16 protein-coding genes are annotated in these 18850 nt (G+C 64.4%); 1 reads left to right on the plus strand and 15 read right to left on the minus strand.

Annotated elements, in window-relative coordinates; translation table 11 throughout:
* Positions 1-35 precede the first annotated feature (35 nt).
* The 4 genes from V5F23_RS11445 to V5F23_RS11460 all read right to left on the minus strand — a co-directional run bounded on the left by V5F23_RS11445 (position 36) and on the right by V5F23_RS11460 (position 4025).
* The gene (locus V5F23_RS11445) at positions 36-770 is read right to left on the minus strand and encodes an ABC transporter substrate-binding protein (RefSeq protein WP_338474632.1); all 735 of its coding nucleotides are present in this window, start codon (positions 768-770) and stop codon (positions 36-38) included.
* Positions 771-794: 24 nt separating this feature from the next.
* The gene (locus tag V5F23_RS11450) at positions 795-2138 is read right to left on the minus strand and encodes a diguanylate cyclase (protein WP_338474781.1); all 1344 of its coding nucleotides are present in this window, start codon (positions 2136-2138) and stop codon (positions 795-797) included.
* Position 2139: 1 nt separating this feature from the next.
* The gene (locus tag V5F23_RS11455) at positions 2140-2892 is read right to left on the minus strand and encodes a transporter substrate-binding domain-containing protein (protein WP_123578037.1); all 753 of its coding nucleotides are present in this window, start codon (positions 2890-2892) and stop codon (positions 2140-2142) included.
* A gap of 137 nt (positions 2893-3029) precedes the next feature.
* Positions 3030-4025, minus strand: coding sequence for an aldo/keto reductase (locus V5F23_RS11460; RefSeq protein WP_042732496.1), 996 nt, complete (start codon positions 4023-4025; stop codon positions 3030-3032).
* A 113-nt stretch (positions 4026-4138) separates the two neighbouring features.
* Between V5F23_RS11460 and V5F23_RS11465 the strand changes: the two genes are divergently transcribed.
* A complete protein-coding gene (locus tag V5F23_RS11465; RefSeq protein ID WP_338498434.1) occupies positions 4139-5062 on the plus strand; it encodes a LysR family transcriptional regulator in 924 nt (307 codons plus the stop codon).
* A 51-nt stretch (positions 5063-5113) separates the two neighbouring features.
* On the opposite strand, the gene V5F23_RS11470 is transcribed toward V5F23_RS11465, so the two are convergent.
* The 11 genes from V5F23_RS11470 to V5F23_RS11520 all read right to left on the minus strand — a co-directional run bounded on the left by V5F23_RS11470 (position 5114) and on the right by V5F23_RS11520 (position 18838).
* A complete protein-coding gene (locus V5F23_RS11470) occupies positions 5114-5869 on the minus strand; it encodes an ABC transporter ATP-binding protein (RefSeq protein ID WP_042732498.1) in 756 nt (251 codons plus the stop codon).
* Complete coding sequence (locus V5F23_RS11475; RefSeq protein WP_042732499.1) at positions 5863-6924, minus strand: iron ABC transporter permease; 1062 nt, start codon at positions 6922-6924, stop codon at positions 5863-5865. The genes V5F23_RS11470 and V5F23_RS11475 overlap by 7 nt, the downstream gene beginning before the upstream one ends.
* Positions 6921-8108: an ABC transporter substrate-binding protein gene (locus V5F23_RS11480; protein WP_338498437.1), complete on the minus strand. Its 1188-nt coding sequence runs from the start codon at positions 8106-8108 to the stop codon at positions 6921-6923. Before V5F23_RS11480 ends, V5F23_RS11475 begins: the two co-directional genes overlap by 4 nt.
* 64 nt (positions 8109-8172) lie before the next feature.
* Positions 8173-10587, minus strand: a complete 2415-nt coding sequence (locus V5F23_RS11485) for a TonB-dependent receptor (RefSeq protein ID WP_338498439.1) — start codon at positions 10585-10587, stop codon at positions 8173-8175.
* Positions 10588-10685: 98 nt separating this feature from the next.
* Entirely contained in the window at positions 10686-11663 is a 978-nt protein-coding gene (locus V5F23_RS11490; RefSeq protein ID WP_042729710.1) for a FecR family protein, read from the minus strand.
* A complete protein-coding gene (locus V5F23_RS11495) occupies positions 11664-12179 on the minus strand; it encodes a sigma-70 family RNA polymerase sigma factor (protein WP_042729711.1) in 516 nt (171 codons plus the stop codon).
* Between the two features lie 85 nt (positions 12180-12264).
* Positions 12265-13449 carry an aminotransferase class V-fold PLP-dependent enzyme gene (locus tag V5F23_RS11500; protein ID WP_042729712.1) on the minus strand — a complete coding sequence of 395 codons (1185 nt, stop codon included), beginning with the start codon at positions 13447-13449 and terminating at the stop codon, positions 12265-12267.
* Between the two features lie 15 nt (positions 13450-13464).
* Entirely contained in the window at positions 13465-14709 is a 1245-nt protein-coding gene (locus V5F23_RS11505) for an MFS transporter (protein ID WP_338498442.1), read from the minus strand.
* A 16-nt stretch (positions 14710-14725) separates the two neighbouring features.
* The gene (locus V5F23_RS11510; protein ID WP_338498445.1) at positions 14726-16621 is read right to left on the minus strand and encodes an IucA/IucC family protein; all 1896 of its coding nucleotides are present in this window, start codon (positions 16619-16621) and stop codon (positions 14726-14728) included.
* Complete coding sequence (locus V5F23_RS11515) at positions 16618-17766, minus strand: NAD/NADP octopine/nopaline dehydrogenase family protein (RefSeq protein WP_338498447.1); 1149 nt, start codon at positions 17764-17766, stop codon at positions 16618-16620. The genes V5F23_RS11510 and V5F23_RS11515 overlap by 4 nt, the downstream gene beginning before the upstream one ends.
* A gap of 28 nt (positions 17767-17794) precedes the next feature.
* Positions 17795-18838, minus strand: coding sequence for a cysteine synthase family protein (locus V5F23_RS11520; protein WP_212803680.1), 1044 nt, complete (start codon positions 18836-18838; stop codon positions 17795-17797).
* Between the last annotated feature and the right edge of the window lie 12 nt (positions 18839-18850).

Below are 18850 nucleotides of genomic sequence, written 5' to 3' on the forward strand. Positions count from 1 at the left end.
GGTGGTTGGCACGCGGGCGTGCCGATTCCCAGAGCTTACCGCTTTTCGCCCATGATTCGCGCCACTTCGCCAGATGCCTTGAGTTGTTCGAAGGCGCGCTGGGCCTTGGCGACGATGTCGTCCGGTGTGCTCAGGCTGAAGGCCAGGTAGACCCGATGGGGTTGTTCGTCGAGGGAATAGACCTCTTCCAGGCTGTTGAAGTCCACGTGGGTGTCCTGGCTCATCAGGCGCGCGGCGTTCTCCGGCATCGGCAACAACTGGATCTGATGGTTCAGCAGTTTCTGGAAGTTATCGTGATTGTCAGCCGACACCACCAGGCGGGTGAAGCCGCGCTGTTGCAGGTAGATCTGCTTGGCGTCGTTGCGTACCACCCCGATGCTGTACTGCTTGGCATCGTCGAGGACCTTGACGGCGATGCTGTCATCGCCGCGAAGCTTGTAGAGCTTGCTCGGCACCCGGAGGATCTCGCCCACCCATTTGAACGACTGCTCGCGAGCCGGCGTGCGGTCCAGGGGGAAAATCAGCACGTTGGGTTCGTGCAGCGCCTTTTCGTAGGCCCGGGCCCAGGGATAGAGCAGCACGCTGTAGTCGTTGAGGGCCGCGGCCTTGAGGGTTTCTTCGGCGATCTGCGTGCCGGGCCCGGCCACCTTGTCTTCACGCAGGTAGGCGTACAGGGAGTCTTCGGTCACGACTTCGATGGCCCCGGCCTGGCTTTTCAGGCTGAAGAGGGCGAGGAGCAGGCATAAGCAGAGTGTCAGGCGATTAGGCATACAGACCTCGTTGGCCGCGTGGTGTTAAAGAGCGACGCAATCGCGCCCCTGGTGTTTGGCCCGGTACAGCGCCTGGTCGGCGCGCTGCAACAGTTGATCGAAGTGGTCCATGCTCTCGGGGTCCAACTCGGCGATGCCGATGCTCAGCGTGACGAAGCGCGAGACGCTGGAGCCGCTATGGGGCAGCTCACGCTCGGCCAGGCTGGCGCGCAGCCGATGGGCGGCTTCGCTGGCCTGCCGGGCGTCGACGTTGGGCAGCACCACGACGAATTCCTCGCCGCCCAGGCGAGCGGCCAGTTCACCCGAGCGGCCGAAGACGCTGCGCAGGGTTTCGGCGATCTGCTTCAAGCACTGGTCGCCTTGCATGTGCCCGTAGGTGTCGTTGTAGATCTTGAAGAAGTCGACGTCGCACATCAGCACCGCCAGCGGTGTCTTGTGGCGGATGGCCCGGCGGAATTCGACCTCCTTGAGTTCGTCGAAATAGCGCCGGTTGGCCAGGCCCGTCAGGGCATCGTGACGCGACAGGGCTTCGAGCGCCTGGTTGGCGGCCTTGAGTTCGGCGGTCCGTGCCTCCACCAGTTGGGCCAATTGGTCGCGGCTGGCGGCGAGGGCCAGTTCATCGGAACGCTGGCGTTCCAGGTGGGCGTGGAGGTTGTCCTGGAGTTCGTTGACCTGGCATTCGAGCAGGCTCAGCTCGTCCTGGCGGTGCACCGCCCGTTGCAATCGCAGGTGGCGCTTGAGGGTCTGTGGCGCGACTTCGCCCAGGTGACGGGCGATATGGACCACATGCACGGTCACCAGGCGGTTGAACATGGTCATGACCAACCCGGCCAGCAGCAACGACTGGATGACCTGGGTGATGACGATGCTGCGGGCTTCGTCCCAGAGGCGTTCCCACAGCAGGCGGTTATCGCCTTCGATGGTCAACTCGCCGACCTTTTCGTGCGCTCCGGCGTAGGGCTGTGCAACGAGTTGACGATGCAGCACCGGCGCGGTACCGGAAGACTCGACGGTGTATCGGTTGAGTTCGATGATTTCCGGCGGTTGGCCCGGCCGCACGATGTTCAGTACCACGCGCCCCACTGGCGCGGCTGTCGCGACGCTGGCGATCTGCTGGTCAAGGGATTCACGGTCCATTTCCCAGATGGCGTGGGCCAGGGTGTTCTGGAACACCTGGTCGATCAGCACCAGCTCCGAGTTCATCTCCGCCAGGTTGTTCTCCCAGGCCAACCAGGTGCGCCAGGTGACCATCGCCAGGGTGAAGACCAGACTGAACAACAGGGTCGCGAGCACCAGGCGGCGGCCGAGGGAACTGAATGCCCCGGTACGCGGTTGCGCGCTGGACACGGCCCTGAAGTTGCCGGTCATGTCATAGCCATTTGCGAACGATGGCATCGTAAACACCGTTGCGGCGGATCGCTTCCAGGCCGGCCCGGAACTTCTCGACCGTCTCGACCGGCGTGTTGCGGCTGAACGCCATGTTGAGGCCTTCGCTGCTCAAGTCGGGTAGCGCCAATGAGCGGATCAGCACTTTGTCCGGGTCTTCGCCGTTCTGGCGGGTCAGGTACAGGGCGTTGAGTTCGTTGGAAATCCACAGCTCCACGTGGTCGACCTTGAGCTTGCGGTAGTTGTGCTCGTATTTGGTGCTCGACTGCAGCTCCTCGCCGATGCGAAAACCTTTCGACACCAGGTATTGCTCGCCGACGTCCTGGTTGACCGTGGCGATCTGGTGACCATGGGCGTCGGCCAGCGAGTTGAGTTTCACCGGGCGGTCGGCCAGCGAGTAGATGTACCACTTGGTCGGCGCAATCGCGCCGACCCACTGGAACAGTGATTCACGCGTGGGCGTGCGCACGATGGAATAGATCAGTACGTTGCTTTCATTGAGCGCCAGCTCATACGCGCGGGCCCAGGGCATGGGATGGATCGGTGCGTCCATGCCGACTTCCTTGAGCACCGCCTCGACCACTTCGGTGCTCATGCCCGTCACCCGGCCATTTTCCGTCATGTTGTAGGGCGGCAGTTCCTCGGTGACGATGCGCAACGGGGCCTCGGCCGCGCAAGCGTTCGCAGCCAGGGCCAGCAGGACACCACACAACAGGCGGTTAAGCGCAGAATGCATCGATCATTACCCTAAGTAACCCGCAAGGCCTGGTCAGGCCCAAGCGTTATCACTTAACGCTCATCAGGCTATCGGCGGGTTTGGCAGCGGCTTGAGCGTAACGGGCCGCTGCCTGGGGCCTGCGCCTGACGATGGGCTCAACCGTCGAGCAGCGTCATGGTCGCGGCTGCATAGCGGTCGCCCGCCACCGCGCCCTCGGCGGTGAAGATCCCGTCCAGCCGTGCCAGCTCGTCAGCGCTCAAGGCAATCGAGCTCGCCGCCACGTTGCTTTCCAGGTACTTGCGTTGCTTGGTCCCCGGGATCGGGATCAGGTATTCGCCCTGAGCCAGGACCCAGGCCAGGGCCAATTGGGCGGCGCTGATGCCCTTGTCCGCGGCCAATGCCTTGACCCGTTCCACCAGGGCCAGGTTGTGGTTGAAGTTGTCTGCCTGGAAGCGTGGATTGGTGCGGCGATAGTCATCGGCGGCAAAATCCTGCGCGGACGTCTGGGTGCCGGTCAAAAAGCCTCGGCCCAGCGGGCTGTACGCGACGAAGGCGATGCCCAGGCGCTGGCAGGTCTGGAGCACGCCATTGCGCTCCGGTTCCCGTGACCACAACGAGTACTCGCTTTGCACGGCCGCCAGCGGATGCACGGCATGGGCGCGCTGGATGGTGTCGGCGCTGGCTTCCGACAGGCCGATGTGGCGGACCTTGCCGGCCTTGACCAGCTCGGCCATGGCGCCGACGGATTCTTCCACCGGCACCTGCGGATCGATGCGGTGCTGGTAGTAGAGGTCCAGGTAATCCGTTTGCAGGCGCTGGAGGCTGCCGTCGATCGATTGCCTGATGTACTCGGGGCGGCCATTGACGCCACGGGCATGGGGATCGCTGCTGCGCACCAGGCCGAATTTGCTCGCCAGGTAAAGACCCTCGCGCTTGCCCCGCAGCACACGCCCCAGCAGCGCTTCGTTGGTGTGCGGCCCATACATGTCGGCGGTGTCGAACAAAGTCACGCCCAGCTCAACGGCGCGGTGGAGGGTGGCGATGGCTTCCTGCTCATCCACGCCCGTGGTGTAGAAATCGGACATGCCCATGCAGCCCAGGCCGATGGAGGAAACGTGGGGGCCGTGATGGCCGAGTTGACGGGTGTTCATGGTGAGGTTTCCCTGGTGTTGAATGACGAGTTCAGTGTCCAGTAAACGGTTGGGTGGATAAATCCGTGATTATTGGTTTAACTATTCGTCATTTCTAAACAGTGAGCCCGATGATGGATCGACTACAGGCCATGCAGGTGTTCCGGCGTATCGTCGAGCTGGGCGGCTTTGGCAAGGCGGCCGACGACCTCAAGCTGCCGCGCGCCACCGTCAGCCTGTTGATCCAGCAACTGGAAGCGCACCTCGGGGTGCAGTTGTTGCACCGCACCACCCGGCAGGTGCGCGCAACGCTCGACGGCGAGGCCTATTACCAGCGCAGCGGCCAGTTGCTGGACGACCTCGACGACCTGGAAAGTTCGTTGTCGGTGCAGCGCAGCCAACCCCATGGCACGTTGCGCGTGGACATGCCCATTGCCTTTGGCTGCGCCTGGATCGTGCCTCGGTTGCCGACGTTCTATGCGCGCTACCCGGCGTTGCAACTGGACATCGGTTTCCATGACTGGCAGGTCCACCTGCAACGCGAAGGCGTGGATTGTGCAATCCGCGCCGGCAACATCGTCGACCAGGGCTTGGTGGCGCGGCCCATCGTGCGCCTGCCACAACTGACCTGTGCCAGCCCCGGCTACCTTGCCCGCGCGGGCACGCCCCAGGTGCCGGAGGATCTGGCGTCACACCGGGTCATCCGGTTCGCGTCCGGCAATGGGCGGTTCTTTCCGTTCGAATTCGAAGTGGCGGGGCAGGTGCACGAGAGGCAATTGCCTGGTGAGCTGACCGTCAACAATGCCGACGCCTATGTCGCGGCCTGCGAAGCTGGCTTCGGCTTGATCCAGGTGCCGCGCTACCACGTTCAGCGGCAGTTGGCCGAGGGCACGCTGGTCCAGGTGTTGGGTGAGTACCCGGTGCCGCTGTGGCCGATCTCTGCGGTGTACCCGCCCCATCGACAGCTGTCGCCACGGGTGCGGGTGTTTATCGACTGGGTGGTGGAGCTGTTGCAGGGTGTCGCCGATGAACAGGGTGCGGTGATGGAGAGGATCTAGTCGACGTCACGGCCGCGGCCAGGCATGAACATCGCCTGGCCACGCCGGCCATCAGACGATGTCGTCGATGAGGATGTGTCGCTCGCCACGGCTGCACTGCTCGATCCGTGCCTGCACCTTGTAGACCTGGCGCAGCATCGACTCGGTGATCACCTCATGGCTCGGGCCGCTGCCCTGGGTGGTGCCGTCGGCAATGACCAGCACCTGGTCGGCAAAGCGCAGTGCCTGGTTGAGGTCATGGATGGCAATGAACACGATGACCTTGCGCTCGCGGGCCAGGGCGCGCATGAACTTCAGGACCTGGACTTGCCGGTGCATGTCCAGGGCGCTGGTCGGCTCATCCATCAGCAGGATTTCCGGTTCACGCACCAGGGTTTGTGCAATCGACACCAATTGCTGCTGCCCGCCGCTGAGCTCGCCGAGGTTGCGAAAGGACAACCCGGTGATGCCGAGCGCGGCGAGGATGTCGTCCACCCGTCGCAGTTCATCGTCGTGGACGACCCAGCCTTGGGTCAGTTGTTTACGCGCCAGCAGCACCGACTCGTACACCGTCAAGCGAGCGCTGGCATTCAAGCCCTGGGGCATGTAGCTGATGCCTTGCGGCCCTTTTTCCGAATCCTGCAGCACCACCTGGCCGGGGCCGTCGATCAGGCCGGCCATCCGTTTGAACAAGGTGGATTTGCCCGCCGCGTTCGGGCCGACCACCGCCACGACCTGGCCGCCGACAAAGGCCGCGGTGGTGACGCCCTCGATGACGGTGCGCTGGCCGTAGCGGGCCCCCAGGTTGTCCAGTTGGAGCTTCACCATGTGTTTTTCTTCCCGCCCAGGATCAGTGATATGAAGAACGGCACGCCGATCAACGACGTGACCACGCCGATGGGAAAGATCGCGCCGGGAATCAGCGTCTTGCTGACTACCGAGCTGGCGGACAGGATCAATGCGCCGGTGAGCAGGGACGCCGGCAGGAAGAACCGTTGGTCTTCACCGATCAGCATCCGCGCGATGTGCGGCCCGACCAGGCCGATGAAGCCGATGGTGCCGACGAAGGCCACGGGGAACGAGGCGAGCAGGCTGACCATGATCAGCGTTTGAAAGCGCAGGCTGCGCACATTGACGCCGAAGCTTGCCGCCTTGTCGTCGCCCAGTCGCAACGCCGTCAGGGCCCAAGCGCGCCTGGCGAAGATCGGCAGGGTGACGAGGATCACCAGGCAAATGACCCCCAGTTTTGGCCAGGTGGCCTTGGTCAGGCTGCCCATCGTCCAGAACACCACGGCCGCCACCGCTTGCTCGGTGGCGAAAAACTGCACCAGCGCCAGCAGGGCATTGAAGGTGAAGACCAGGGCAATGCCCAGCAGCACGATGGTTTCGGCGGTGACGCCGCGGCGCATGCTCAAAAAGTGGATCAACAGGGCCGATAGCATCGCCATGATGAAGGCGTTCAGCGGCACCATGTACTGCGCCGCCAGGGGAAACAACGCGACGCCGAACGCCAGTCCCAACGCGGCGCCGAAACCGGCGGCCGCGGAAATGCCCAGGGTGAACGGACTGGCGAGGGGGTTGTTGAGGATCGTCTGCATCTGTGCGCCAGCCAGGGACAATGCCGCGCCAACCGCGACAGCCATCAAGGCCACCGGCAGGCGGATGTCCCACATCACCACCCGAACTTGCGGGGACGCGCTGTCCGGCGACAGCAGGGCGCCGAGCACTTCTTCGAGGCTGTAGCGCGCCGGCCCGAGGGCCAGGTCCAGCAGCACGCTGCCCATCAGCAACACCACCAGCGCGCCGAGGATCAAGCGTTTGCGCAGCACCAGGCGTCGATAGGTTTCCCGCTGGACCTCCAGGGTCTCGTTCATCGAGCTCATGGCTGGGCCTGCGGGGCGTGCAGGCTGACGAAATAGCCCGGTTCGTACGGCACCGGCAGGAATCGCTCATGCAACTCGCGGAAGGCGGCATCCGGGTCAAGGTCGGCAAACAAGTCCGGGTGAAACCACTTGGCCAGTTGCTGGATCGCCACGAACTGATAGGGGCTGTTGTAGAACTGATGCCAGATGGCGTGGAACGCTTGGTTGTCCTGGGCCTTGATGCCCGCATAGGCCGGGCGTTGGGTATACCACGCCAGTTTGCGCCGCGCCTGGGCCATGTCCGCGCCGGGGCCGACGCCGACCCAATGGCCGCCAGGGGCGAAGGCTTCCCAGTTGGCGCTGGTGACCACCACCTGATCGGGGTTGGCGACAATCACCTGCTCGGCGTTCAACTGGCCGAACGTGGTGGGGATGATGCCTTTGGCAATGTTGTTGCCACCGGCCAGCTCGACGAACAGCCCGAAGTTCTCGTTGCCGAAGCTCAGGCAGCAGTCATCGGTGTAGCCGCCGATGCGCTCGATGAACACATTGGGACGGGCAGGGTGGCGGGCTTCAATCACATCGGTCACGCGCCGGATCTGTTGGTTGCGAAAATCGATGAGCGCCTCGGCCTGCGCTTGCTTGCCAAACAATTGGCCGAACAGGCGCATGGTGGGCTCGGTGTTCTGCATCGGGTTATTGCGGAAGTCGACGTAGACCACGGGAATGCCCAGCGCGTCGAGTTTCTCGATGTAGCGGGCGTCCTCGGTGGCGTGTTGGGCTTCGATGTTGAGGATGATCACGTCCGGGCGTTGGGAGATGGCCTGCTCGATGTCGAAGGTGCCGTCCTCGAAGCCGCCAAAGGTCGGGATCCTGGCGATGGCGGGAAACTTGCGCAGGTAGGCGCCGTAGGTGTCCGGGTCGGACTGGATCAGGTCCTTGCGCCATCCGACGATGCGTTCGAGGGGGTTCTGGGTGTCCAGCGCCGCGACCAGGTACAACTGCCGCCCTTCGCCCAGGATCACCCGCCGGACCGGAAGGTGGACCTTGACCTTGCGCCCGAGCAGGTCGGTCACGGTGCTCAAGGCGGGCGCCGGGTCGGCGGCCAGGGCTTCGCGCGGTGCCAGTGAGCCTAGCGAGAGGCCCAGCAGACCTGTGAACAGCAACGCGGCGAGCGTTCGGGTGCGGCGAAAAACGGTAACCATGGTTTATGCCTTTACAGAAGCCAGGCCGGACAACGACGCCTGTCGTTGCGACGGACCGGACGTTTCAGAAATCAACGGTGGCAGACAGCAGCAGGGTGCGCGGCGCCCCCTGGGAAAACGCGCCGTAGGAGGCGACTCCCGACCAGTACTCGCGGTCGAACACGTTCTGCACGGTGGCGCGCAGGGTGGTCGGTCGTTGCGCGATGCGCGTGGTGTAGCGGGCACCGACGTCGAAGCGGGTCCAGGCATCCAGCGCCTGGGTGTTGGCCTGGTCGACGTACTGGCGACTGGTGTAGATCGCGCCGCTGGTCAGCGTCAGGCCTTCGATGCCGGGTGTGTCCCACTCCGCCCAGAGGTTGGCCTGGACTCGCGGAACACCCACCGGTGTGTTGCCACGGTTGGCGGCGACGCGGCTTTTGGTCAGTTGGCCATCCAGCAGGGTCGTGCCGGCCAGCAGGCGCGTGCCCCGGGCGATCTCGCCGGCCAGGTTCAGCTCGACGCCCCGGTTGCGTTGTTCGCCCTGGACCGAGAACACCCCGGAGGCCAGTTCTCCGTTGGGCTTCTTGATCTGGAACAGCGCCAGCGTGGCCATGAAGCTGTCGTAGTCGAGCTTGAGCCCGACTTCCTGCTGCCGGGAAACGTAGGGCGAAAAAACCTCGCCTGCGTTCGAGGCGGCGGACGGCGCGATGTCGCCCTTGCTCAAGCCTTCGACGTAGTTGTAGTAGAGCGAGACATGCTCCCAGGGCTTGGCGACGACGCCGAAAAGCGGCGTGTTCTTGCCTTGGTCGTACTCGGCGGTGACCGCTCCCGTGGCGTTGTAGTTGTGCGACTCGATGGTTTGTCGGCGCAGGCCGGCGGTCACCTGCAGGCGCCCGTCGAGCACGGACAGGGTATCGGCGAGGGCGATGCCGGACAGTTCGCTCGCGGAAACCTTCGGCGTGCTCGGCTCGGCGATCGAAGGCTTGGGCCGGTCGATCGGGTGGTAGATGTTCGACAGCAGCGGCGCGCCGGAATTGATGCCCCGGGACAGCTCATCGCGGTAACGGCTCGCTTGCAGCACCGTGCTGTGGCTGACCGGCCCGGTATCGAAGCCCAGTCGCGCGCCGATGTCGACGGTGTAGCGCTGGACTTCGAATTTGTAATAGCCGGGAATCGAGGAGGTATCGCCAGCGGCATTGATGAGGGTTGGGGTCTGGTCCGACAGACGTTCGACCGCCGATTGGCCGCCGCCGGCGTGGGCGAACACCGTCAACGCATCGCTGAGGTCATACTCGCCGCTCAGCAGCGCGGACCGGTCCCGGGTCTTGGACCGGCCCCAGTCCTGGCTGACACTGGTGCGTCCGTTGGCGGCGGACGGAATCTGCACGCCCGGCGCGATCAGGAAGGGTCGGGACGCGGCGTCGAGCTCCTCTTGCTGGTCGATCAGGTCCAGCGTGGTCCGCAGGCGTTCTCCCTGGTAGTCCAGGGAGAGGGCGCCGATCCCCAGGTCCCGGGATTGCTGGTCGATGGCCGTGTCCCCTTGCTGGAGGCTGCCGTTGAGCCTGACGCCGAACCGGCGTTCCTCGCCGAACCGGCGGCTGACGTCGAGGTGGCCCCCCAGTTGCGAGTTCATCGCGTAGCGGCTCGTGAAGCGGGTCAGGTCCTCGTCGAGCGGCCGCTTGGGCACCACGTTGATCACGCCACCGACGGCGCTGTTGGGCGACATGCCGTAGAGCAGGGCGCCCGGACCCTTGACCAGTTCGATGCGCTCGGCGTAGTCGGCGAACACCCGGTAGTTGGACGCCACGCCGTAGACACCGTCGAATGCCAGTTCGCCGAGATTGCCTTCCCCTACCGGAAAACCACGGATGAAGAACGAGTCGACGATTCCGCCTGCCTGCCCGGTGGAGCGCACCGAAGAATCACGTTCGAGCACATCGCCGACGGTGACCGCCTGCTGGTCCTTGACCAGGGTCGAGGTGTAGCTGCTGATGCTGAAGGGGGCGTCCATCGCATCCTTGTTGCCCAACAGGCCGAGACGCGCACCGCGAGCGACCTGGCCGCCGGGGTAGGTTGGCGGCAGGCTGTCGACGGGCTTGCCCAGGGTCTCGATGTTGATGGGCGGCAGCGCTACTCGACGCAGCACCAGGGTATAGCTGCCATCGTCGCGCCTGATCATGTCCACGCCACTGTCGGCCAGCAGACGGCCCAGGGCTTGCTGGGTCGTATACGTGCCGGACAGCCCGGGGCTGAGCAAGCCTTCGGTGATTGCCGGCTGGAACGACAGGGCCAGACCGGCTTGCGCGGCAAAACTCGACAAGGCGGGGCCGAGCGGGCCGGGCGCGATGTTGTAGGCGCGGACTGCGACCGTATCGAGTCGAGTCGGCGGGGCGGCCAAGGCCAGCGACCCGCTGTCCGCGCCCAGGACCAGGCCGAGCAACACACTGCGAAAGACGGGCTTGGTCAGACGATCCGGACGCCGGGGCCGCGCAACAAGCATGGATGGATGACCCTATGGACGAGGAAAAATGGTTATTCCTTTCTTTGCCAGCCGAGGCGAAAAAAAGTATCACCCTCGCGATGATTTTTTTCGTCGGGTCAGGCGGGGGAAAGGGTCACCCAGTAGCCGCTCAGGTGGCCGCTGACCAGGATCGGGTAGGTTTGCACCAGCATGTTCAACGTGCGTTGCGTGTCACTGACCGGGAAGGCGCCGGAAATGCGTAGCCCGGCGATGGCCGGGTCGCAGCGCAGGAAGCCGCGGCGATAGCGCGCCAGCTCGCTGACGAAATCCGCCAGGCGCATCTTGTCGACCACCAGCATGCCTTGGGTCCAGGCGCTGGCGTTGCGATCGGTCGGGGTCAATTGGCCAATGTCATGGCTGGAAAAATCGGTGCGCTGCCCGGCCGCGACGATCAACGGCGCCTGCTGGGTGCTTTGCGCCAACTCGACCCGCACGGCGCCGTCGAGCACCGCCAGGTGAGTGCGCGCCTGAAGCTCGCGGACGATGAACTGCGTGCCCAGGGCCTGCATCCGACCCTGGCCGGTGTCGACCCGGAACGGGCGGGCCAGGACGGCGGTGTCCGGGGCGGTCTGCACCAGGATTTCCCCTTCGCGCAGCCTGACAAGGCGTTGCCGGGTGTCGAACAGCACGTCGATGGCCGAGTCGGTATTGAGGGTGATCCGGGAACCGTCCGCCAGGCTCAATTCGCGGCGCTCGCCGACGGCGGTGCGGTAGTCGGCGGACCATTGCTGCTGTTGCGCGAGTTTCCAGGTGCCCCACCCGGTGGGCACTGCCGCCAGCAGCAAGGCCAGCTTGCCGAGCGCCCGGCGACGGTCGGGGTGGCTGGGACGGTCCAGCGTCGACATCGCCAGCGTCGCCGGTAACCCGCCGAGCTTGCTTTGCAGCAATTGCGCGCGGTTCCAGGCCCGATCCCGCTCGGGGCTGCTGACTTTCCAGCACTCCCATTCGGCGCGCTCGGTGTCGCTGAGCTCGCTTTCGCTCAAGCGCATCAGCCACTCGGCCGCCTCCTCGAGGACCTTGGGGTCCAGGGGAGGCTCATGGCGATGGGTCAGCATTCATTCCACCAGCATCAGGCACTGGATGAAGGCTTGCTTCATGTAGCGCTTGACGGTGATGAGCGAGACGTTCAACTGTTCGGCGATATCGTCGTACTTCAGGCCGCCGATCTGCGACAGCAGGAATGCCCGGCGGACCAGCGGGGCCAGGCTGTCGAGCATGGCGTCGATTTCGTGCAGGGTTTCGAGCACCATCCAGCGCAACTCGGGCGATGGGACGTCCTGGACGGGCAGGTGCGCGAGGGCTTCCAGGTAGGCGCGTTCGAGGGCCTTGCGCTGGTACCAGTTGATCAGGATGCCCTTGGCCACGCAGCTCAGGTAGGCCCGTGGCTGTTCGATGGTGGTGACCTGGGACGCGAGGATGCGGGTAAAGGTGTCCTGGGCCAGGTCCGCTGCATCCATGGCGTTGCCGAGCTTTTTCTTCAGCGTGGCGTACAGCCAGCCGTGATGACCGGCATACAGCGCCTCGATCACGCGCAGATGGTTGTCGTTGTTCGCGGGCAGGGATTGGCTCATGGCTGCAGTTTTTTGCAATTGAGAAGTATTCCCAATGCTAATTGACAACCCGCCTGCGACGCAAGCGTGATTCCACCTGCGCCTTTCAGCGGCCGGGCAGGCGCCTGAGGGCGTGTACCAGGGCGTCGATTTCAGCGTGGGTGTTGTACGCGTGGACGGACGCGCGACTGACTTCTGGCAGGCCGCGCTGCTGCATGTCCAGCAACGTCGAGCCGGCCCGGGAGGTGCTGACGTTGATGCGTCTGGCTTGCTGCGCCAACCACTGCTGGAGCTGGGTCGCGTCGCTCTGGTGATGGGTGAACGTCACGATGCCTGACTTGAGCGCGCCCAGGTCCTGGACGGTTACCCCGGGAACCGTCGCCAATTGTGTGCGCAAGTGGCTGGCCAGTTGCTGGATGCGTTGCCACATCGGTTCGATACCCTGGGCGAGGGCGTACTCCACGGCGGCACCGAGGCCCAGCTTCGCCGCCACGTTGCATTCCCAGTTTTCGAAGCGTCTGGCGTCGTCGCGGATGGCGAAGGTTTCGGGTGTCAGCAGCGACGCGGCGTGAAGGTCGAGGAACGTCGGCTCAAGGGTCTGGCACAACGCGTGTTCGACGTACAGAAAGCCCATGCCCCGGGGGCCCCGCAGATACTTGCGGCTGGTGGCGGCGAGCATGTGGCAGCCGATCTTCTTCACGTCGATGGGCATCTGCCCGACGCCCTGGCAGGCGTCCAGCAGGAACAGCTTGCCGGCTGCCCGCGTCAATGCGCCGATCTGTTCGATGGGTTGGACCGGGCCGCCGTTGGTGGCGATCACCGGAAGCGACACCAGCGCCACGCGTTCATCGTCCAGAAGGGTCTTGAGCGCCGACAGGCAGACCTGGCCGTGCTCATCGTTGGGCAGGACCCGAAGCTCGATCCCGCGCTGGCGTTGCAGTTGCAGGTAGGGAATGTAGTTGCCGGCGTATTCGGTGGTGGACGTCAGCACCACGTCGCCCGGCCTCAATGGCAAGGAGTAGAAGGCCATGTCCCAGGCGCGGGTGGCGTTTTCGATCACGGCGATTTCATCGGCCCGGGCGTTGATCAGACGGCCAATGGCGCCATAGACGTTCTCCAGTGCCTGCGCCTGTTCTGCGGCGGCTTCGTAGCCTCCCAGGCAGGCCTCGCGCTGCAAGTGGCCGGTGATGGCGTCGAGCACCGGCTGGGGCATCAGCGCTGCGCCGGCATTGTTGAAGTGGATCAGCTCCGCGGCACCGGGCGTGTCGGCGCGCAGTTGTTCAATGTCCAAAGCGAAACTCCTTGATCATTCCCCCGGCGGTGCGGGGCTGGCTTGCAGGCTGGCGGGCCAGTAGCGCAACGCGACGACCGGGATCAGCGCCAGTGCATACGCCAGGCAGACGAACAGATAGGTGTACTGCAAACCATAGACCTGGCTGAGCAGGCCGCCCACGCAGATCCCCGCGATCGATGCAAACTGCGTGCTGCCCTGGGCGATCCCGAGCACATGGCCTTGCTGGCTGCTGTCGGCCGCTTTCGAAATCAGCGCCATCAGCACCGGTGTGGTGGCACCGAGCAGCACGCCCCAGATGAAATAGGCCACCACGAACACCAGGGCGTTGCGCGTGACGCCCGCCACGGCGGTCAGCGCGATACAACCCAGCACGACGTAGGTGATGCGTTGCAGGGTGTCCTGCTGGGAGCGGTGTTCGAAGTAGCGTGACCAGGCCGTGGCCGACAGGATGAAACCCAGGGCCAACAGGCCGTAACACAAGCCGACGACGGCGTTGCTGACCTCGAATACCGTGCTCACGTACAGGGAAAATGAGGTCTGCGGCAGCATCCGCGCCAGCAGCAGGATGCCCATCACGCACAGCAACGACAACAGCGGCGATCCCTGCCAGGGGCTGCTGCCGCGTCCGGTGGCCGCACTGGCGGTCTGAGCGGTTGGCTTTTTCACCGGCGGCACGTCCGGCAGGGTCACGGCAGCCACCACCGTGCAGACTGCGCACAGTACCGCCGCGATCATGTTGATCCAGAAGAACGTGGCGTAATCGAGGATCAGGCCGCCGACCACCGCGCCGAGCAACGACCCCACGTTGGTCGATATCTGCAGGATCGCGAACAGCCGCGCCCGGCGCGAAGGGGCTTCGATGCTGACGCCGTAGGCCTGCGCCGGGGCAATGTAGCCGGCGAAGGCGCCTTGCAGGAAGCGCAACACCAGGATCACCCAGATGTCCCCGGCCAGCGCCAGGCCCAGTTGGGTCAAGGACAGCCCGGCAAGGGCGCGGATCATCATCAACTTGTGGCCATAGCGGTCGCCGATACGGCCCCAGAAGGCACTGGTCAGGATGATGCCCAGCATCGGCCCGACGTACACGGCGATGCTGGCGAAGCTGAAAACCGACTCCGAGGACGTCAGCCCACGCAGGTGGACCGGCCAGAACGGCCCGCTCATTTCCATCGCGCCCATGGAGACGAGCTGGATCGCGAACAGAAGATAAATCAGGATTCTTACGTTCAAACCCTGGGTGACACCTGCGTGGGACATGACTCAGCCTCGGTGGTTAGGCGCTGGCAAGCGGGTTGGTCAGCGTGTGCTGCAAACGATAGTTGGAATACTGCAGCAAATGCATGCGCAGCAGCGATCGTGTTGGCCACGGGTCTTCAAGGAAGGCCTGGCGTTCGACTTCCCACAGCGGCGCCGCGACACGGTCGCGCACGGCCTCGAAGGCACTTTCGGTTTCCTCCCGCAGCACGGTCCACAGCCGGGTGTCGTCCAGCGCATATTCCGTGCTCAGCCACAGCGCGACTTCGTGCAGGTGGGTCAGGAACGCGGCGTCCAGCACAAACATGCGCACCGGCTCGATATCCTCCACGAACACCGTCGGCAAGATGCCGGGCTGGACATGGGGCTGCAAGGTATAGCCACGCGCTTCCAGCAGCGGCGCGTAGGTACGGCCGTCGCCAAAATCGCGGATCAGCAGACTACGCGCTTTGCCATCGGGGGAAAACAGCACCATGGTGTTTTGCTGGTGGGCCTCCAGCCCGATACCGTACATCAGGTAGATCGCCACCACCGGGTGCGTGACCACCCTGGCGTACTGGCGGAACCAGTCCTCCACATTGCGGGCGCTGGCGCGCAAGCCGTCGCGTTCGATCAGGTCGGTGAACAACGGACGAGCACTGCCGGGCAGGCGCGTGAACAACGACGCGACGGTGATGGGCAGGCAGTCGTCGTTGCGCTGGAAGGCCTGCCTGCTGGCGCGATAGACCACCGACAGGTGCCGACCGGGGGCATCGTCCTGGGTGATCGCGTTGCGGTAGCGCACGCCGATCTCCTCCGGGAAGATTTCCAGGCGCTGGCCAAAGCCGTTTTCGGCGGCAAGGATCTGCGTGATCACCGTGCTGATGCGCGGGCCCATGTGGATCGACTTGGCTTGCAGGCTGCGCAGCTCACTGGTCATCCACACCGCGATGGGCAGTTTGATCAGCGGCGCGGCTTCTTGCTGCGCGGGCATCATGGTCCGATAGGACATGGTGGGCAGGGTGAGGATGTCCGGGCCGTCAGTGATCAGGATGCCTTGTTCAATTTCCGCGGCGAAATGCTTCAGCACATAAGCCTGCAAATGCCAGGCGTGGATCGGCAGCGGCAGCCACTGTTTTTCATCCAGGCCTCTGTCGTTGAGCGCGGTTTTCCATTGCTCCCAGTGCGCCGGGAAGTTCGCCGCGAACCAGCCCAGGTAATCGGTGACGTGGGGCATGCTCTCGCTGATGGCCATGTCGGCGCGCAATGCCGCGATACGCAGGGGCACCTGGGCATTGAACTCGGGCGACAGTTGCTCGACTTCTGCATCGCTGAGGCCCGGGCGGGATTTCCACGTGGGGTAATACGGGTGGCCTTCCAGTGAACCCCATTGGTCCAGCAGGATCGCCGCGTCCTGGGTGCTGGCGTGTTGGCGCAGATAGTCGGTCAGGCTGGCGAGGCCTCGACCCTGGCTGGCCTCGGCCAGCCGGGCGTTCCATTGCTGGCGATGCCGGCGGGCGTGGGCATCGTTCATCAGGCTGTTCTCCATGTCGGCCTTGAGCCCGGCCACGCCTTCGTCGGTGGGCGCGAAATCGAAGCTGTCCCGCAGCACATCCAGCAGGTCCTGGTGGCTGTCGACCACCTGGCGCACACCTTCGTCGGTGACCAGCACCACTTCACCGTCGTGGATCAGGGTATCGGCCGGGGCCAGGGTGATGTGCGAAAAAAACAGATGTCCCCGGGCGTTCTTGAGCGGGTAGGTGGCCTGCGTGCCGTCGGCGCAAAACACCAGGGCGCGGCGATCCAGGATGTTCTCGGCAAACAGGCAACGCACCAGGCGGCGCATGGCGTTTTTGCGGGAGTAAGCGATCAGTGTCTTGAAGTCATCCATATCGGCTGTCTGCTCGTCGATGAGTAAAGAGGAGGTTGGGCTCATGCCGCGTGGGGCCAGTGGCGGGGGAAGTAGTCCAGCGCCGAGTCGCGCAAGCCCTGCATGTAGGCCACGCTCCACTGCAATACTTCCTCGATGTAGGGCACCTTCAGGTCGAAGCGCCTGGCCATTTCCACCAGCAACACCAGGCCGTAGGCGACGTCTTCGTTGAAGGCGCGGCTCTGGCGCTCGATCACGTAGCCGGCGCGGTTGTTATCGGCGGGCACCATCGGCGCGAGGATGTCGTTGTAGGCCTGGTTGGTGCGCAGGATCGACAACATGCTGCTGCGGTCACGGATCTGCTCGCCGTAGGCGTCGACGATTTCCTGTTTCAAGGACTTGACCGAAGACAGGTCCACGCCCAGGCGTTCGCTGATGACGGCGCAGAGCCGTTGGCTTTCCTCGTCCATGCGCTCCAGGAAGTAGGCCCCCAGTTCCGGGCACTCCGTCCACCAGCACAGCGGCTGCGGGAAGATCTTGCGATGCCACTGGCCGTAGGGCCCGATCAGCCCGTAGATCACCGAGCTGTGCATGATCGGATTGCCGGGCGTCAGGGTGATTTCCAGGTAGTTGTCGAGCAACGTCACGCATGGGCCGTACAAGCGGCTGAGCAGTTCGCCGAGCTGTTGGCGAGAGGCCTGCGATTCACGGGCGTGGGTCGCGACGTACAGCTGGCTTTTGCCGCCGCCCATGCGGATCGACCGCCCGGGCTTGAGATCGAACGCCGTGTGCGGGACATCCTTCATGCCCCAGATCACCAGGTTGGGTCGCTGCGCCAGCGCGGCTTCGGCCAGCCAATCGAACCCGCAGAAGCCCGGGATGGCACCGATGTACACCGGTTTGTCCGTGCTCAGGTGCGCGGCGATGCTTTGCAGGGTTTGCGGGCGGACGTGGGCCGGCACCGTGATGATCACGATGTCGGCGTCCTCGACCGCGGCCTTGGCGTCCGTGGTCACTCGGTCCAGTTGCGCGCTCAGCGTCGAGCCGTCCGGCATCAGTGCCTGTATCGGCGTCCGACGGAGGTGTTGCTCGACGACCTGCGCATTGCGGGTGAGCAGCGAGACCTGGACATCGGGCAGTTGCTTGAACAGGACTGCGTTCAGGTGGCCGGTCCTGCCACCGCCACAGATGGCGACTTTCAGCACATTCATTCAGAGGCGTTCCTGTGTGGGGTGAAGGTTACGCAACGCTCAGTTGCAGGGGCGCCGAGCTGGACTCCAGCCATTGGGTCTTGCCCAGCCAGGTGTCCAACTGCGCGCCAACGTTCGGGTCGAGCAAGCCACGCTCTTGCAGCCATTGTTCGTTGAAGACGGTGTGCAGGTACTTTTCGCCGCCATCTGCGATCGGCACCACGACGTTGCCGGTCAGCACGCCGGCGTGGATCAGCTCCAGGGCCTTGAAAATCGCACCACCGGTCGAACCGCCCACCAGCAGCGCCAGGTTGCGGGCGATGTAGCGTGCGGTTTCGAAGGCCTGGCTGTCGGTGACCTGCACGCCCAGGTCGATGCAGCTGTAGTCGAGCACCAGGCCGACCGTGTCGCCGGCCGGGGTGCCCGTGCCGGACTGGTAGTACGGATAACCGGGATGGCCGAACACAATCGAACCGGCGGGCTCGACCCCGACGGTCACCGTCTCGGGGTCATGCACTTTCAGGCCGCGGGCGATGCCGGTCATCGAGCCACCGGTGCCGACACAGCCGACATAGGCACCGATCGTGCCGTGCGCCTGGGCGATGGTTTCGCGCACGAAGTCGCTGTAGCCACCGGCGTTGGCGGCGTTGTCCGACTGGTTCATGAACACGGCACCGGGAATCTGCGTCGCCAGTTCGGCGGCCATCCGCTGGCGCTCGACCACGGCGACTTCATCTTCGCGGTAGTTGCCGGCGACGAATCGAACATCGGCGCCCAAAGCTTTCATGACCGCGATCTTGTCTTGTGCCGCGTGATGATCGACCACCGCAATGAACTGCAGGCCGAACTCCACGGCCGCCATGGCCAGGCCGATGCCCGTGTTGCCGGAAGACGACTCCACGACCACGCCACCGGGCTTCAAGCGTCCTGACTTGAGGGCCGCCAGCACCATGTTCCTGGCCATGCGGTCTTTTATGCTGCCACCGGGGTTGTTCTTTTCGATCTTCAGCAGCAGCCGTGCATTGGTATCAGGCACATCGATGCCCAACATGGGCGTGTTGCCAATCAGTTCTGAAACTTTGCCAAGTATCATGAGTAAGACTCC

The sequence above is a fragment of the Pseudomonas sp. WP18 genome, from assembly GCF_036689585.1.
GTDB classification, from domain to species: domain Bacteria; phylum Pseudomonadota; class Gammaproteobacteria; order Pseudomonadales; family Pseudomonadaceae; genus Aquipseudomonas; species Aquipseudomonas chlororaphis_E.

What these genes read in the sequence shown, in the direction of transcription:
- V5F23_RS11455 (WP_123578037.1), bottom strand. Translation starts at nt 2,892, where the DNA reads ATGCATTCTGCGCTTAACCGCCTGTTGTGTGGTGTCCTGCTGGCCCTG.
- V5F23_RS11485 (WP_338498439.1), bottom strand. Translation starts at nt 10,587, where the DNA reads ATGCTTGTTGCGCGGCCCCGGCGTCCGGATCGTCTGACCAAGCCCGTC.
- V5F23_RS11495 (WP_042729711.1), bottom strand. Translation starts at nt 12,179, where the DNA reads ATGAGCCAATCCCTGCCCGCGAACAACGACAACCATCTGCGCGTGATC.
- V5F23_RS11520 (WP_212803680.1), bottom strand. Translation starts at nt 18,838, where the DNA reads ATGATACTTGGCAAAGTTTCAGAACTGATTGGCAACACGCCCATGTTG.
- V5F23_RS11460 (WP_042732496.1), bottom strand. Translation starts at nt 4,025, where the DNA reads ATGAACACCCGTCAACTCGGCCATCACGGCCCCCACGTTTCCTCCATC.
- V5F23_RS11480 (WP_338498437.1), bottom strand. Translation starts at nt 8,108, where the DNA reads ATGGTTACCGTTTTTCGCCGCACCCGAACGCTCGCCGCGTTGCTGTTC.
- V5F23_RS11505 (WP_338498442.1), bottom strand. Translation starts at nt 14,709, where the DNA reads ATGTCCCACGCAGGTGTCACCCAGGGTTTGAACGTAAGAATCCTGATT.
- V5F23_RS11510 (WP_338498445.1), bottom strand. Translation starts at nt 16,621, where the DNA reads ATGAGCCCAACCTCCTCTTTACTCATCGACGAGCAGACAGCCGATATG.
- V5F23_RS11450 (WP_338474781.1), bottom strand. Translation starts at nt 2,138, where the DNA reads ATGACCGGCAACTTCAGGGCCGTGTCCAGCGCGCAACCGCGTACCGGG.
- V5F23_RS11475 (WP_042732499.1), bottom strand. Translation starts at nt 6,924, where the DNA reads ATGAGCTCGATGAACGAGACCCTGGAGGTCCAGCGGGAAACCTATCGA.
- V5F23_RS11470 (WP_042732498.1), bottom strand. Translation starts at nt 5,869, where the DNA reads ATGGTGAAGCTCCAACTGGACAACCTGGGGGCCCGCTACGGCCAGCGC.
- V5F23_RS11465 (WP_338498434.1), top strand. Translation starts at nt 4,139, where the DNA reads ATGGATCGACTACAGGCCATGCAGGTGTTCCGGCGTATCGTCGAGCTG.
- V5F23_RS11490 (WP_042729710.1), bottom strand. Translation starts at nt 11,663, where the DNA reads ATGCTGACCCATCGCCATGAGCCTCCCCTGGACCCCAAGGTCCTCGAG.
- V5F23_RS11445 (WP_338474632.1), bottom strand. Translation starts at nt 770, where the DNA reads ATGCCTAATCGCCTGACACTCTGCTTATGCCTGCTCCTCGCCCTCTTC.
- V5F23_RS11515 (WP_338498447.1), bottom strand. Translation starts at nt 17,766, where the DNA reads ATGAATGTGCTGAAAGTCGCCATCTGTGGCGGTGGCAGGACCGGCCAC.